This is a genomic window from Streptomyces sp. NPDC087787 (genome assembly GCF_044743035.1).
Taxonomy (GTDB): domain Bacteria; phylum Actinomycetota; class Actinomycetes; order Streptomycetales; family Streptomycetaceae; genus Streptomyces.
This window is the reverse complement of the sequence record NZ_JBIUVQ010000013.1, coordinates 1-14,507: the sequence shown is the minus strand read 5'-3', so window position 1 is coordinate 14,507 and position 14,507 is coordinate 1. Positions and strand designations below refer to the sequence as shown.

General features: G+C 70.2%; 13 protein-coding genes, 1 rRNA gene and 1 riboswitch. Of the genes, 2 read left to right on the top strand and 12 right to left on the bottom strand.

Features of this window, described 5'->3' with window-relative positions; translation table 11 throughout:
* Positions 1-54: 54 nt before the first annotated feature.
* Positions 55-474, top strand: coding sequence for a molybdopterin-binding protein (locus ACIOWN_RS21005; protein ID WP_401983087.1), 420 nt, complete (start codon positions 55-57; stop codon positions 472-474).
* Positions 475-528: 54 nt separating this feature from the next.
* Here ACIOWN_RS21005 and gcvP read toward each other — a convergent pair whose 3' ends face one another.
* Positions 529-3,414, bottom strand: a complete 2,886-nt coding sequence (gcvP, locus tag ACIOWN_RS21000) for an aminomethyl-transferring glycine dehydrogenase (RefSeq protein ID WP_362352471.1) — start codon at positions 3,412-3,414, stop codon at positions 529-531.
* A gap of 175 nt (positions 3,415-3,589) precedes the next feature.
* Positions 3,590-3,684, bottom strand: a riboswitch (glycine riboswitch).
* 114 nt (positions 3,685-3,798) lie between these two features.
* Here gcvP and ACIOWN_RS20995 point away from each other — a divergent pair.
* Positions 3,799-4,182 carry a PRC-barrel domain-containing protein gene (locus tag ACIOWN_RS20995; RefSeq protein WP_362352468.1) on the top strand — a complete coding sequence of 128 codons (384 nt, stop codon included), beginning with the start codon at positions 3,799-3,801 and terminating at the stop codon, positions 4,180-4,182.
* Here ACIOWN_RS20995 and ACIOWN_RS20990 read toward each other — a convergent pair.
* The 11 genes from ACIOWN_RS20990 to rrf all read right to left on the bottom strand — a co-directional run.
* The gene (locus ACIOWN_RS20990) at positions 4,092-5,552 is read right to left on the bottom strand and encodes a DNA polymerase IV (protein ID WP_362352466.1); all 1,461 of its coding nucleotides are present in this window, start codon (positions 5,550-5,552) and stop codon (positions 4,092-4,094) included. The two genes, ACIOWN_RS20995 and ACIOWN_RS20990, sit on opposite strands and share 91 nt — an antisense overlap.
* A 101-nt stretch (positions 5,553-5,653) precedes the next feature.
* Complete coding sequence (locus tag ACIOWN_RS20985) at positions 5,654-6,337, bottom strand: MerR family transcriptional regulator (RefSeq protein WP_326801598.1); 684 nt, start codon at positions 6,335-6,337, stop codon at positions 5,654-5,656.
* A 191-nt stretch (positions 6,338-6,528) separates the two neighbouring features.
* The gene (locus ACIOWN_RS20980; protein WP_037684412.1) at positions 6,529-7,002 is read right to left on the bottom strand and encodes a bifunctional nuclease family protein; all 474 of its coding nucleotides are present in this window, start codon (positions 7,000-7,002) and stop codon (positions 6,529-6,531) included.
* Between the two features lie 80 nt (positions 7,003-7,082).
* Entirely contained in the window at positions 7,083-7,820 is a 738-nt protein-coding gene (locus ACIOWN_RS20975) for a MerR family transcriptional regulator (RefSeq protein WP_362352462.1), read from the bottom strand.
* A 17-nt stretch (positions 7,821-7,837) separates the two neighbouring features.
* Positions 7,838-8,698: an FHA domain-containing protein gene (locus tag ACIOWN_RS20970; protein WP_362352459.1), complete on the bottom strand. Its 861-nt coding sequence runs from the start codon at positions 8,696-8,698 to the stop codon at positions 7,838-7,840.
* 130 nt (positions 8,699-8,828) lie between these two features.
* Positions 8,829-9,698 carry a DUF881 domain-containing protein gene (locus ACIOWN_RS20965; RefSeq protein ID WP_401983086.1) on the bottom strand — a complete coding sequence of 290 codons (870 nt, stop codon included), beginning with the start codon at positions 9,696-9,698 and terminating at the stop codon, positions 8,829-8,831.
* A gap of 5 nt (positions 9,699-9,703) precedes the next feature.
* The gene (locus ACIOWN_RS20960; protein ID WP_003988855.1) at positions 9,704-10,036 is read right to left on the bottom strand and encodes a small basic family protein; all 333 of its coding nucleotides are present in this window, start codon (positions 10,034-10,036) and stop codon (positions 9,704-9,706) included.
* The gene (locus tag ACIOWN_RS20955) at positions 10,033-10,929 is read right to left on the bottom strand and encodes a DUF881 domain-containing protein (protein WP_362352453.1); all 897 of its coding nucleotides are present in this window, start codon (positions 10,927-10,929) and stop codon (positions 10,033-10,035) included. The genes ACIOWN_RS20960 and ACIOWN_RS20955 overlap by 4 nt, the downstream gene beginning before the upstream one ends.
* Before the next feature lie 152 nt (positions 10,930-11,081).
* Positions 11,082-13,577: a mannose-1-phosphate guanyltransferase gene (locus ACIOWN_RS20950; RefSeq protein ID WP_362352451.1), complete on the bottom strand. Its 2,496-nt coding sequence runs from the start codon at positions 13,575-13,577 to the stop codon at positions 11,082-11,084.
* 117 nt (positions 13,578-13,694) lie between these two features.
* Positions 13,695-14,303, bottom strand: a complete 609-nt coding sequence (locus ACIOWN_RS20945; protein WP_100567216.1) for a CDP-alcohol phosphatidyltransferase family protein — start codon at positions 14,301-14,303, stop codon at positions 13,695-13,697.
* 109 nt (positions 14,304-14,412) lie between these two features.
* Positions 14,413-14,507, bottom strand: a 5S ribosomal RNA gene (rrf, locus tag ACIOWN_RS20940); the annotation flags it as partial.

Here is a 14,507-nt window from a genome sequence, read left to right as displayed (position 1 = left end):
CCGGCCGCCCTACGGTGGGTGATCAGCACGTCCCCCACCCCGCGAGGCACCCCCATGAGCCTGAGCATGCGCAACCAGTTGCCCGGAACGGTCACCTCGGTCACCCCCGACGAGGCGATGGCCCTCGTACACGTACGCCTGGACGGAGGCGGCCGGCTCACGTCCGCGATCACCCGTGACGCCGTCGAGGACCTGCGGCTGAGCGAGGGCACCACCGTGCTCGCCCTGGTGAAGTCGACGGAGGTGTCCCTGGCCACCGGGCCGGTGGAGGGCCTGTCCATCCGCAACCGGCTGCCGGGCACCGTCAGCCGGATCACCCTCGGCGCGGCCATGGCGTCCGTCCAGGTCGGCGTGGCCGGCGGCGAGCTGACCGCCGCGATCACCAGGGACGCCGTTGCGGACCTCGGCCTGGCGCAGGGCACGCACGTCACCGCCCTGATCAAGTCGACCGAGGTCGCCCTGGCCACCGTGTGACGGCACGGCGAGGGCTCCCGCCCGGGTCGGACGGGAGCCCTGTGAGCCGCTCGCTCAGTCCTCGTACGCGTCCAGCGGCGGGCAGGAGCAGACGAGGTTGCGGTCGCCGAAGGCCTGGTCGATGCGGCGCACCGGCGGCCAGTACTTGTCGGCCACCGAGACCCCGGCCGGGAAGACGGCCTCCTCACGGGTGTAGCCGTGCTCCCACTCCCCGCCGAGCGCGGCGGCGGTGTGCGGGGCGCCGCGCAGCGGGTTGTCGTCCTCGGCCCACTGTCCGGCACCGACCTTCTCGATCTCGGCGCGGATCGCGATCATCGCATCGCAGAACCGGTCCAGCTCGGCCAGGTCCTCCGACTCGGTCGGCTCGATCATCAGCGTGCCGGCCACCGGGAACGACATCGTCGGCGCGTGGAAGCCGTAGTCGATCAGCCGCTTGGCCACGTCGTCCACGGTCACGCCGGTCGCCTTGGTCAGCGGGCGCAGGTCGATGATGCACTCGTGGGCGACCAGGCCGCCGGGGCCGGTGTAGAGCACCGGGTAGTGCGGCTCGAGGCGCTTGGCGACGTAGTTGGCGCTGAGCACGGCGACCTGCGTGGCCCGCTTGAGGCCCTCGCCGCCCATCAGGCGGACGTAGGCCCAGGAGATCGGCAGGATGCCGGCCGAGCCCCACGGCGCGGCCGAGATCGGGCCGACCCCGGTCTCCGGGCCGGCGCCGGGCTGCAGCGGGTGGTTGGGCAGGTACGGCGCCAGGTGGGAGCGCACACCGACCGGGCCAACGCCGGGACCGCCGCCGCCGTGCGGGATGCAGAACGTCTTGTGCAGGTTCAGGTGGGAGACGTCGCCGCCGAAGTGGCCCGGCTTGGCGAGGCCCACCAGTGCGTTGAGGTTCGCGCCGTCGACGTACACCTGGCCGCCGGCCTCGTGGACCTGCGCGCAGATGTCGGCGACGTGCTCTTCGAACACGCCGTGCGTGGACGGGTAGGTGATCATCAGCACGGCCAGCTGCTCGCGGTGCTGCTCGATCTTCGCCCGCAGGTCGTCGACGTCGATCTCGCCGTCCTCGGCGGTCTTGACGACGACGACCTTCATGCCGGCCATCACGGCGCTGGCGGCGTTGGTGCCGTGCGCGGAGGACGGGATGAGGCAGATGGTGCGCTGATCGTCGCCGTTGGCCCGGTGGTAACCGCGCACCGCGAGCAGACCGGCCAGCTCGCCCTGGGACCCGGCGTTCGGCTGGAGGGAGACCTTGTCGTAGCCGGTGACCTCGGCGAGACGCTCCTCCAGCTCACGGATGAGGGTGAGGTAGCCGTCCGCCTGCTCGGCGGGCACGAACGGGTGCATCTGCCCGAACTCCGGCCAGGTGACCGGCTCCATCTCGGTCGTCGCGTTGAGCTTCATGGTGCACGAGCCCAGCGGGATCATGCCGCGGTCGAGCGCGTAGTCGCGGTCGGCCAGCCGGCGCAGGTAGCGCAGCATCGCGGTCTCGGACCGGTACTGGTGGAAGACGGGGTGGGTGAGGTAGCCGTCGGTGCGCAGCAGCGCCTCGGGCAGCGCGTCCCCGGCGGCCGCGTCCAGCGCCTCGATGTCGCCTCCGACTCCGAAGGCGGCCCACACGGTGCGCAGCCGGTCCCGGACGGTGGTCTCGTCGCAGGCGACCGAGACGTGGTCGGCGTCGACGAGGCGCAGGTTCACGCCGCCCTCGCGGGCCGCGGCGACGACCTCGGCGGCACGCCCCTCGGCCTTGACGGTCAGCGTGTCGAAGTACGCGCCGTGCACGACCTCGAAGCCGCCGGCCCTGAGGCCCTCGGCGAGGACCGTGGCGTAGCGGTGGGTGCGCAGCGCGATGTCCCGCAGGCCCTCGGGGCCGTGGTAGACCGCGTACATGCCGGCCATGACGGCGAGCAGCACCTGGGCGGTGCAGATGTTGCTGGTGGCCTTCTCGCGGCGGATGTGCTGCTCGCGGGTCTGCAGGGCGAGGCGGTAGGCCTTGTTGCCGTCCGCGTCGACGGAGACGCCGACCAGGCGGCCGGGCAGGCTGCGCGCGAACTTCTCGCGCACCGCCATGTAGCCGGCGTGCGGGCCGCCGAAGCCCATCGGCACACCGAAGCGCTGAGTGGTGCCGACGGCGATGTCCGCGCCGAGCTCGCCGGGCGACTTCAGCAGGGTGAGCGCGAGCAGGTCGGCGGCGACGGTGACCAGAGCGCCCAGCTCGTGCGCCTGGTCGATGACGGGCTTCAGGTCGCGCACGGCGCCGGAGGCGCCCGGGTACTGCAGGAGCACGCCGTTGATCTCGCGCTCGGCGATCTCGGCGGGGATGCCCGCGCCCAGGTCGGCGACGACGACCTCGACACCGGTCGGCTCGGCGCGGGTCCGGATGACCGCGATGGTCTGCGGCAGCGCGTCCGCGTCGACGAGGAACAGGCCCTTCTTGTTCCTGCCCATGCGCCGGGAGAGCGACATGGCCTCGGCGGCGGCGGTGCCCTCGTCGAGCAGGGACGCGCCGGAGGTCGGCAGACCGGTCAGGTCGGCGACCACGGTCTGGAAGTTCAGCAGCGCCTCGAGGCGGCCCTGGGAGATCTCCGGCTGGTAGGGCGTGTAGGCCGTGTACCAGGCCGGGTTCTCCATGACGTTGCGCAGGATGACCGGCGGGGTGAAGGTCCCGTAGTAGCCGAGTCCGATCATCGAGCCGAGGACCTGGTTGCGGTCGGCGAGGGAGCGCAGCTCGGCCAGCACCTCGGCCTCGGTGCGCGCGCCGGGCAGGTCGAGCGCGTCGGCGTTCTTGATCACATCGGGCACCGCGGCGGCGGTGAGCTCGTCGAGCGAGCCGTAGCCGACCTGCGCGAGCATCTTGGCCCGCGCCTCCGGGTCGGGCCCGATGTGGCGCTGTTCGAAGGGGATGCCCTGTTCGAGCTCGGAGAGCGGAATGCGCTGGGCGGTCATTGCGGAGGCCTCCTGGTCTGACACGACCTTCGAGGGACACCACGGCACGGGTGCCCCGACGGCCTCCCCCTCTGTCATCTCAACCTGAGAGTTTCACCGGGCCGCCCGAGGGCCCCGGTTTTCACCGTCGGTGAGAGCGGAAGACGTCGAAATCCGCTCTGCTTTCCAGAGTGACCTCGTCCGTGCGGTACGTGGGCCTGAGAGATTCCGGGGAGGATTTGCTCCTTCGGCGCCCCCGGTGGTGCCGGAGGGCTCTCCCGCACGGGGTCAGCAGCCGTTGCCCAGCGTACCAGCGGGGCAGCCGCACGGGCCTTCGAGTGGCCGCCCCGCCGAATGTGCTCTTTTGTAGTGCTTACGGATGAGTTGCGACCACGTGGAGGGACAGTGCAGACGGAGATCGATCCGCGCAACCTGATCGGCCGCAAGGCGCTCGACCGCAACGGCCACAAGATCGGCACGGTGGACGAGGTCTACCTCGATGACGCCACCGGAGTACCGGAGTGGGCGGCGATACGCACCGGCCTGTTCTCCCGGGACGCCTTCGTCCCCCTGGAACCCAGCGAACTGGTCGAGGGCACCCTGCGCGTCCCCTTCGACCGCACACTGATCAAGGAGGCACCCGACTTCGGCGTGGGCCGCCATCTGTCCCCCGAGCAGGAACTGCAGCTCTACCACCACTACGGCCTCGACGTGGCCCCTCCCCCGGCCGTCCCGGACCACCACTTCGGCAAGCTGGCGGGCTCCGGCTCGGGCCCGGACGAGAGCTGAGCCGGAGGAACCGCGGGCACCAGAGGCAGGGGTTCGGCCGGTTCCAGGTCCGGGTCGTCCAGAGGGAACGTGCGGACCCGGCCCGGCGCGGAGCCGGGGGTCTCGAAGCGGACGGTGACGCGGCCGAGACCGCTGCCCTGCACCCATCCGTGTCCGTACTCGGCGTGCCGCACGTCGTGGCCCGCCGGCAACCGCCGCTCGGTGGGCGCCGGCTGCTGCTCGACGGGTTCCTCGGGCCGCTCCTCGGCCGGGCCGCGACCCGCCGCCCCCTCGGCCTGCGCGCCCGCCGCCTGCGCGCCCGCCGCCTGCGCGAACAGGTCCTCCTGGGTGTAGTCGGCGAGTCCGGACACACCCACGCCGAGCAGCCGCACGCCGCCGGTGGTGTCCACGGAGTCCAGCAGCCGGGCGGCCGCCTCCCGTATCACCGCGGGGTCGTCGGTGGGCCCGCGCAGGGTCTCGGAGCGGGTCAGGGTGGAGAAGTCGTAGCGGCGTACCTTCAGCACGATGGTGCGCCCCGACAGACCGGCCCCGCGCAGCCGCCCCACGCAGCGGTCGGCGAGCCGCTGCACCTCCAGGGCGACCCGGACGCGGTCGTGGATGTCCACGTCGTAGGTGTCCTCGACGGACACCGACTTCGCCTCGCGCTCGGCGACGACGGGACGCTCGTCGTGGGCCAGCGCCATCGCGTACAGCGCGTGCCCGTGCGCTTTGCCGAGCAGCCGTACGAGCTCGTCCTCCCCAGCCTCGGCGATCTCCTCGACGGTGTGGATCCCGGCGCGCCGCAGATGGTCGCCGGTGGCCGGGCCGACGCCCGGCAGGGTCCGCACGGACAGCGGACCGAGCAGGGCCCGCTCGGTGCCGGGCTCGATGAGCACCAGCCCGTCGGGCTTGGCCAGCTCGGAGCCGATCTTGGCGAGCATCTTGGAGGCGGCCAGCCCCACGGATCCCGTGAGCCCCGTGACCGCCCGGATGTCTGCGCGCAGCCTCGTCCCCGCCAGGCGGGCGGATTCCGCGTCCCAGGCGGCTCCCCCGGCCTCCAGGTCCACGAACGCCTCGTCCAGGCTCAGCGGCTCCACCAGCGGCGACAGCGTCCGCAGCAGGCCCATCACCCGCTCGCTGATGGAGCGGTAGAACGCGAAGCGCGGCACGAGGTACGCGGCGTTCGGTGCCAGCCGCCGCGCCTGGGCCATCGGCATCGCGGAGTGGACACCGAGGACCCGCGCCTCGTACGACGCGGTGGCCACCACCCCGCGCGGTCCCAGCCCGCCCACGACCACGGCCTTCCCGCGCAGGCTCGGCTTGGACGCCTGCTCCGCGGAGGCGAAGAAGGCGTCCATGTCGAGATGGAGGATCGTGGGTGCGGTTCTCACATCTACGATGCTGCACCACGCCACTGACAACGCCCCGGTGGGTCGGGCCGGGTCAGCGGCGGTTCAGTGGCCAGATCGCCCGCGTCGGCCCGAGGGACGGCTCAGACGGCCCGATTGCGCCGCCGTGCCAGCTCGTCGCGCGGGTTCGGCCCCACGAGCGTCTCCCCGGTGTCGATCCGCTCACCGTGCAGCTGCGACAGCGCGCTCTCCACATCGCGCCACACCACGCCGATGGCGATGCCGAAGATTCCCTGGCCGCCCTGGAGCAGGGCGTGCACCTCGTCGGGCGACGTGCACTCGTAGACCGTGGCACCGTCGCTCATCAGCGTCATCCGCTCCAGGTCACGGAACCCGCACTCGCGCAGGTGCTGGACGGCGGTACGGATGTTCTGCAGCGACACTCCCGTGTCGAGGAACCGCTTGACGATCTTCAGGACGACGACGTCGCGGAAGCTGTAGAGGCGCTGGGTGCCTGATCCGTGAGCGGGCCGCACGCTGGGCTCGACCAGCCCGGTGCGCGCCCAGTAGTCCAGTTGCCGGTACGTGATACCGGCGGCCGCGCAGGCCGTCGGACCGCGGTAGCCGATCTGCTCGGTCGCCATGACCGCCGCCCCTCCGCTGCTCGGCACCGCCGTCGGTCGCTGCGGAGCACGACCGGCCACGCCATCGAGAGGGGGATACCCCCCGCTCGGTCGGATCCGAGAGCCCGGGGGAGGGTACGGACCGCTTCCCCCGGCGTTGCGTCCGGGGGCACCCCCAGCCGTACCGTCGCCGCTGCTTCTCACGCCGACCTCCGTCCTTGACCTGCCTCCTCGACGGTAGGCAGTCACCAGGGGTGCGTCAACGATCGCCACACTCGGCACGCCGAGTGATAATCACCCTAAGAGTGGTTTCGCGTACCCCGTCGCCGGGAAAGGCTATCCGAATGCTCCGGAGGGAGGGCGCGGGGCGGTCTCCCGTGGCTCATTCGGACGCTTCACTGGCTGCTGGTTCCGAAGTCCTCCGGCGAGATCTGGTCGAGGAACTCGCGGAACTTCTCCACCTCGTCCTCCTGCTCGTCCGGGATCGCGATCCCCGCGTCGTCCAGCACCGTGTCACTGCCGAAGATCGGCGTCCCGGTGCGCAGGGCCAGCGCTATGGCGTCGGACGGCCGGGCGCTCACCTCGACACCGCTGGCGAACACCAGCTCGGCGTAGAAGACGCCTTCACGCAGGTCCGTGATGCGCACTTCCGTGAGTTCCTGGCCGACCGCCTCCAGCACGTCCTTGAACAGGTCGTGGGTCAGCGGTCGCGCGGGAGCCATGCCCTGCTGGGCGAAGGCGATCGCCGTCGCCTCCCCCGGCCCGATCCAGATGGGGAGGTAGCGGTCGCCTCCCACTTCACGCAGGAGCACGATCGGTTGGTTGGAGGGCATCTCGACCCGGACACCTACGACATCGAGCTCGTTCACACAGCAACCCTAGGCGGTGCCCGGGACGTTTGGGTAGTCGGGCCGGGCATGGGAGGAGGATCCGGCCCTCTCCGGCCCGCTCACGGGAGCCGCAACCCGAGCGCCGTCTGGACGAGTACCGCGTGCAGCCGCACCGTGAGCTCGGCGAGCTCCTTGGCGCGGGCCTCCGCGTGCGCCCTGGTCTGCGGGTTGCGGTGCCGCTTGAGCGGCGCCACCACCTGGTCGACGAGCCCGGCCTCCCGGTCGGCGGCCGCCTTCATCACCCGCAGATGCCGGGGCTCGATCCCGAAACGCCCCAGCTCGGACACGAGCGAGGCCACGGTCACCGCCTCGGCGCCGTAGGCACCGTCCGCGGGCGGAGTGAGCAGCCCGTACGACTCCCACTCCTGGAGCTCCCCCTCCTCGATGCCCACGGCGGCGAGCAGCTCGGCCCGCCCGATCCGGACTCCAGCCGGCGCCTCGGCCGGCGGCGGCACGGATCCGCCCTCCCGCTGCCGGCCGACCGCCGGCAGATGGACCGCCTCGCCGCGCTCCATCGCGTCCAGGTACTCGCGGATCACCTTCAACGGCAGGTAGTGGTCACGCTGCATCCGCAGGACCAGGGCCAGCCGCTCGACGTCGCCGGTGCTGAACTTGCGGTACCCCGAGGGGGTGCGGCGCGGCTCGACGAGGCCCTCCGACTCCAGGAAGCGGATCTTGGAGACGGTGACCTCGGGAAACTCGCCGCGCAGCGCGTTCAGCACCGCGCCGATGCTCTTCAGCCCACTGTCCGTGGCGGCGGTGCCGTTCCCGGCACCGCCGCTCGGTGATTGACGCATGGACCTTCCCTGACAGGTCAGACGCCCTGCCGGCTCGAGTAGAAGACCAGCCGGTACTTGCCGATCTGCACCTCGTCGCCGTTGGACAGAGCGACCTGGTCGATCGGCTCCCGGTTGACGTACGTGCCGTTCAGACTGCCGACGTCGGCCACCGTGAACGAACCGTCCGGGCTGCGGCGGAACTCGACGTGGCGACGCGAGACCGTCACGTCGTCCAGGAAGATGTCACTCTGCGGGTGACGCCCGGCCGTGGTCAGCTCGCCGTCCAGGAGGAAGCGGCTGCCGGAGTTCGGTCCTCGGCGCACCACCAGCAGGGCCGAGCCCAGCGGGAGCGCGTCGACGGCCGCCTGTGCCTCCGGAGACAGCATCGGCGTCTGGCCGGTGGCCTCGGCGTCGTAGGCCTCAAGACCGGAGATGGAGATCGTCGAGGTCGTCTCCGACGAGCGCTCCGGCGTCGCGCCGGGCCGCAGCGGCGCGCCGCAGTTCGAACAGAAGCGGCTGTTCTCCGCGTTGCGGTTACCGCACCTCGAGCACACCAGGACGGACATGGACGGATCCTCCTGCCGCGGCTGCCCCGCAGGGGCATCGGACGCGTACGGGCCGGCCGCAAACCCTCCAGCCGTACCTGAGGTTGACGGTTCCCCGAAACCTATGCCGCCCGACTGGGCAGGGTCAACCGACGGCGCGCCCTGACCGGCCACCTGGTCCCTGAACAGCGGACGCTGGCCCTCGGCGTCGGGCTGTGCGCGATGACGGGCCGTCGCGCTCTCGCCGCCCTCTCGCGCACTCTTGCCGAACAACTTCGCAAACAACTTCACGGGCGATTCCCCTTGACCGAAACAGACCCGCCCGTGGGGCAGGACGAACCCTGACTGCATACACCGGTCGACCCGGACATCCTCACAACGTCCGTATCCACCAGACAGTTTCCACCACGCACCACCCAATCGGTGCGCCGACCCCCCGCAACCTCATGCCCCTGCCGGACGACCGCCATGCACCGCCGGTTCACCGCGAGGACGACCGAGCGTAGTCAGGCGCCTTCACCGCCCGCAAGGCGTCCACGACGATCTTGTCCGAACGGTCGATGGTCACCGTGGCCTGCTCCTTCTCCAGGGTCTGCACCACGCCTCCAGGAATGTTGAGCGCCGGTTCGAGGTCCTGCGGCTTGCCGATGACCTTGAAACGATACGGAGTGTTGATCTTGTTCCCGTCGACGTCCACACCCTTGCCGGAATCGGTCAGATAGGTGTTCGCGACCACCCGTACACCGTTCACCTCGATCGCCTCCGCACCGGCCGCGCGCAGCTCCTGTATAGCGTCGAGCAGCATGTGCGGCCTGACCGTTCCCTTCGTGTCCTCGATCGTGATCGTGATGCCGGGTCCCTGCGCGGCCACCGTGCCCGCGAGGATGCCGAGTTGCTTCTCCTTCTCGGCCGTCTGCCTGCGGGCCTCCTCGGCCTGGTCCGAGCTGTTCTCCAGCTCCTGGCGCTGCTTCTCCAGACCCTGCTTCTCATCCTCAAGACGCTGAGTCCGGTCGTCCAGTTCATCGAGGATGCGGACGAGATCCTCCTGCCGGGCGCCGCGGAGCGCGTTGTCGCCGCTGCTGTTGGACGCGACCTGGACCGCGAGTCCGAAGCCGAGGCCGAACAGCAGCAGGGCGACGACGAGTTGGGCCCGGGTGAAGCGCGGCGGCCACAGCCCCTGGGCCAGCCGCTGGCGACCGGTCAGCGCGGGCTCGGAACTCTCCTCGGCGCCCGGGTCCTCACCGGCGGCCGTCCGCGCCGGCACTTCCTCGGGCAGCTCCTGGCGCAGCCGCTGCTGCTCGGGCAGGGTGTCGTGCTGCCCGTTCCCGGGCTGTTCGTCCTGGTTGCTCATCACTCTCACGCCCGGAACACGTGCCGTCGGATCGCCGCGGCGTTGGAGAAGATGCGGATACCGAGGACGACCACCACACCCGTGGACAGCTGGGCACCCACGCCCAGCTTGTCGCCCAGGAAGACGATCAGCGCCGCCACGACCACATTGGACAGGAACGACACGACGAAGACCTTGTCGTCGAAGATGCCGTCCAGCATGGCCCGCAGACCGCCGAAGACGGCGTCCAGCGCCGCGACGACGGCGATCGGCAGATAAGGCTCGACGACCGCCGGAACCTCCGGCCGGACCAACAGGCCGGCCACCACTCCCACGACGAGGCCCAGTACGGCGATCACGATGTGCCCTTCTCAGTGCTCGGCTGTGCTGTACGTACGATCACACTCGGTGCGGCCGCCAGCCGGAGGTCGCTCTCCACGGAGATGCCGCCCCGGATGCCGTAGTTGTCCTTCAGGGCCTGGAGGTACAGCCCGTCGGGGCTGTCCTGGAACCGGTCGCTCAGCCGTTTCCCGTCCCCCACGGCGAGCACCGTGTACGGCGGCACCAATGGCTTGTTGTCGACCAGTATCGCGGCACCCGCGGCCCTGATCGCCGACAGGGCCGTCAGCCGCTGCCCGTTGATGGAGACGGCCTCGGCACCCGACTGCCACAGCCCGTTCACCACCCGCTGCATGTCCCGGTCACGCACCCGGCCCGTGTCGGAGAACCCTGACGTCCCCCGCGGACCACCGCCGCCGCTCGTGCCGGCCTCCTTGGCGTCGTCCACCACGAGCCGCACACCGGGGCCGTGCACCTCGCCGGCGCCCGCCAGCATGCTCACCAGGTCGGCCTGCGGGTTGCCGCCGGTGTCGCGGAGCGCCTGGCGCTGCCGGGCGCCCACGTCGTCGCGCAACTTGTCGACGGTCACCTCGAGCGCGTCGGCCGCCGCGGTCTCCCTGTCGATGCGGTCGATCAGCTCCTGGCGCTCCTTGGCGACGACCGGGGCCGCCACACGCGCCTGGGCCGCTCCCAGGGTCACCACGAGCGCGGCCAGCACCAGCCCGCCCGCCAGGCCGAACTTCGCCCGCACGGTTTTCGGCATGCCGCTCTCGCCCGCGGCCTTCTTCCGGGCGGCGGCCTCGGCGTAACCGTCGTCGAGGCTGTGGTCCATGACGTTGGTGATCAACGACATGGAGGCGTCCGGTCGGGAGGGCCGCACGGGGTTGCTCCGAATGGGGGGATGCTGCGGCATGCCGCACATCGTCGCACGACGTGGCCGTGACCTCCGAATGGACCCACCGGCGTGCCGGACAGGCGCCCTTGGAGGTCACTTGTCCGGCACGCGCGCGTGCTGTCCGTTTTACCGGCCGCGGCCCTGCTCCAGCGGCCGGTCCACCTGCTGTTCTACCGGCCGGCGCTGTCCACGACCGCCGCCCACTCGTCCAGCAGCGCCTGGGCGGAGGCGTCGTCGGGCCCCTCGGCCCACAGATGGGTGACGGCCTCGGCCGGGTCGGGCAGGACCATCACCCAGCGGCCGTCGGTCTCCACGACCCGCACCCCGTCCGTGGTGTCCACGAAGCGGTCTCCGGCCGCCTCGACGACCCGGCGCATCACCAGGCCCTTCACGGCCCACGGCGTCGCCAGATCGCGCTTGAGGACGTGGGCGCGCGGGATCCGGGCGTCGATCTGGCTCAGGGTGAGCTGGGTGCGCGCGACCAGCCCGATGAGCCGTACGAACGCCGCCGTCCCGTCGTAGACACTGCTGAACTCCGGGACGATGAATCCACCCTTGCCGTCGCCGCCGAAGATCGTCCCCTCCTCGCCGCCGACCCGGGTGAGGTCGTCGGGAGAGGTCGTCGTCCACTCCACCTGCGTACCGTGGTAGGCGGCCACCTGCTCGGCGATCCGCGTGGTCGTGACGGGCAGCGCCACCCGGCCGCTGCGCCGCTCGGCGGCGATGAGGTCGAGCATCACCAGCAACGCCCGGTCGTCCTCGATGATGCGGCCCCGCTCGTCGACGAGCGACAGCCGCTCGCCCACCGGGTCGAACCGCACACCGAACGCGGCGCCGGAGGAGGCCACTATCTCCCCGAGCCGGACCAGACCCGCGCGCCGCATGTCGGCGGTCTCCGTCGGACGAGCCTCGTTCAGCCCCGGGTTGATCGTGAGCGAGTCCACACCGAGCTTGCCGAGCAGGCTGGGCAGCACAAGCCCGGCGCTGCCGTTCGAGGCGTCCACGACGACCTTGAGGCCCGACTCGGCGATCCCGGTGGTGTCGACGTTGCGCAGCAGCGAACCGGTGTACGAGTCGAAGACGCTGGACGGGAAGTACAGGTCACCGATCTCGCCCGGGAACGCACGCCGGTACTCCTGGCGCGCGAAGACCCGGTCCAGCTTGCGCTGGCTGCCCTGCGACAGGTCGGCGCCCTGTCCGTCGAAGAACATGATGTCGACCGAATCGGGCACCCCGGGCGTGGTCCGGATCATGATGCCGCCGGCGCTGCCCCGCGCGGTCTGCTGCCGGGCAACCGGCAGCGGCACGTTCTCCAGGTCCCGTACGTCGATGGCGCTGGCCTGGAGGGCCGAGATCACCGCCCGCTTGAGCGCGCGGGCACCTCGGGAGTGGTCGCGGGCCGTGGTGACCGTGGAGCCCTTCTTGAGCGTGGTCGCGTAGGCGCCGGCGAGCCGCACGGCGAGCTCCGGGGTGATCTCCACGTTCAGGATCCCGGACACTCCGCGCGCCCCGAACAGGTGCGCCTGGCCCCGCGACTCCCAGATGACCGAGGTGTTGACGAAGGCGCCGGCCTCGATGGTCTTGAACGGGTACACCCGGACATTGCCCTGCACGATCGATTCTTCACCGATCAGGCACTCGTCTCCGATGACCGCGCCGTCCTCGATCCGCGCCGCGCGCATGATGTCGGTGTTCTTGCCGACGACACAGCCGCGCAGGTTGCTGTGCTGGCCGATGTACACGTTGTCGTGCACGACGGCCTTGTGCAGGAAGGCGCCGCTCTTCACGACGACGTTGGAGCCGACGACGGTGTGCTCGCGGATCTCGGCGCCGGCCTCCACCTTGGCGTAGTCGCCGATGTAGAGCGGCCCGCGCAGCTCGGCGTCCGGGTGGACCTCGGCGCCCTCGGCGACCCAGACTCCCGGGGAGATCTCGAAGCCGTCGATCGCGACGTCGACCTTGCCCTCCAGGACGTCCGCCTGCGCCTTCACATAGCTCTCGTGGGTGCCGACGTCCTCCCAGTAGCCCTCGGCGATATAGCCGTAGATCGGCTTGCCTTCCTTCATCAGCTGTGGGAAGACGTCGCCGGACCAGTCGACCGGAACATCGGGGTCGACGTAGTTGAACACCTCGGGCTCCATCACGTAGATGCCCGTGTTCACGGTGTCGGAGAAGACCTGGCCCCAGGTCGGCTTCTCCAGAAAGCGCTCGACCTTGCCCTCTTCGTCGACGATGGTGATACCGAATTCCAGCGGATTGGGCACGCGCGTGAGACACACGGTCACCATCGCGCCCTTTTCCTTGTGGAAATCGATCAGCCGAGTGAGGTCGAAGTCGGTCAGGGCATCGCCGGAGATGACGAGGAAGGCGTCGTCTTTCAACGCCTCCTCGGCGTTCTTGACGCTGCCGGCGGTTCCGAGTGGCTTCTCCTCATTGGCATAGGTGAGCTCCATTCCGAGCTCTTCACCATCTCCAAAGTAGTTCTTGACCAACGAGGCCAGGAACTGGACTGTGACGACGGTCTCATTCAGCCCATGCCTTTTGAGCAGCCTCAGCACATGCTCCATGATCGGCCGGTTGACCACCGGCAGGAGCGGCTTGGGCATGCTCGAGGTCATCGGACGAAGGCGCGTGCCTTCGCCTCCGGCCATCACGACGGCCTTCATGTCGGAAGCGTCCTCCTCCAAAGAGACGACGATCTAGCCGACTGCACCCGTTCTGATTGTCCCGCACTTTTCTCAGGCGGGCCATCGGAGCCCCCGCGGCTGCCTCGATGAGGGAACTCAGTCGGCCATGGCGTCCGCACGGACCAGTCGGCGGACTTGTACCACGTAGAGGACTCCTGCCCACCAATAGAGCGTTGTACCCCATCCGGCGAACGCCCATCCGAAAATGGCCGCGAGTGACGCGATCCATCCGCTGCCGTCACTGAGCAGCAACAAGGGGAACGCATACATCAGGTTGAACGTCGCCGCCTTACCCAGGAAGTTCACCTGCGGCGGCGGGTAGCCGTGCCTCCTGAGGACACCCACGGCCACCAGGAGCATCAATTCGCGTGCCACGAGCAGAGCCGTCAGCCACAGCGGCAGAATCTCGCGCCAGGTGAGACCGAGGAGCGTGGAGAGGACGTAGAGCCGGTCGGCTGCGGGATCGAGCAGCCGGCCGAGGCTGCTGACCTGGTTCCACCGTCGGGCGAGCTTGCCGTCGAGGTAGTCGCTGACGCCGCTCAACGCAAGCACCAGCAAGGCCCAGCCGTCACTCTTGGGGCCACCGAACTCCGGCCGCAGGATCAGCCACAGGAAGAGGGGTACGCCGACGAGCCGTGCCATGCTGAGGATGTTCGGGATGGTGAGGACTCGGTCCGTCTGGACACGGGTCTCCTGGACCTCCACCCGGGGGCCTCCTGTGGGAAAGATACCGACGATGCCTCCTGACTTTACCCCAACGCAAAAAAGCTCCGGCTCCCGGGCTGTTTGCCCAGGAGCCGGAGCTCTAAAAGGAGTTCGGCGGCGTCCTACTCTCCCACAGGGTCCCCCCTGCAGTACCATCGGCGCTGTGAGGCTTAGCTTCCGGGTTCGGAATGTAACCGGGCGTTT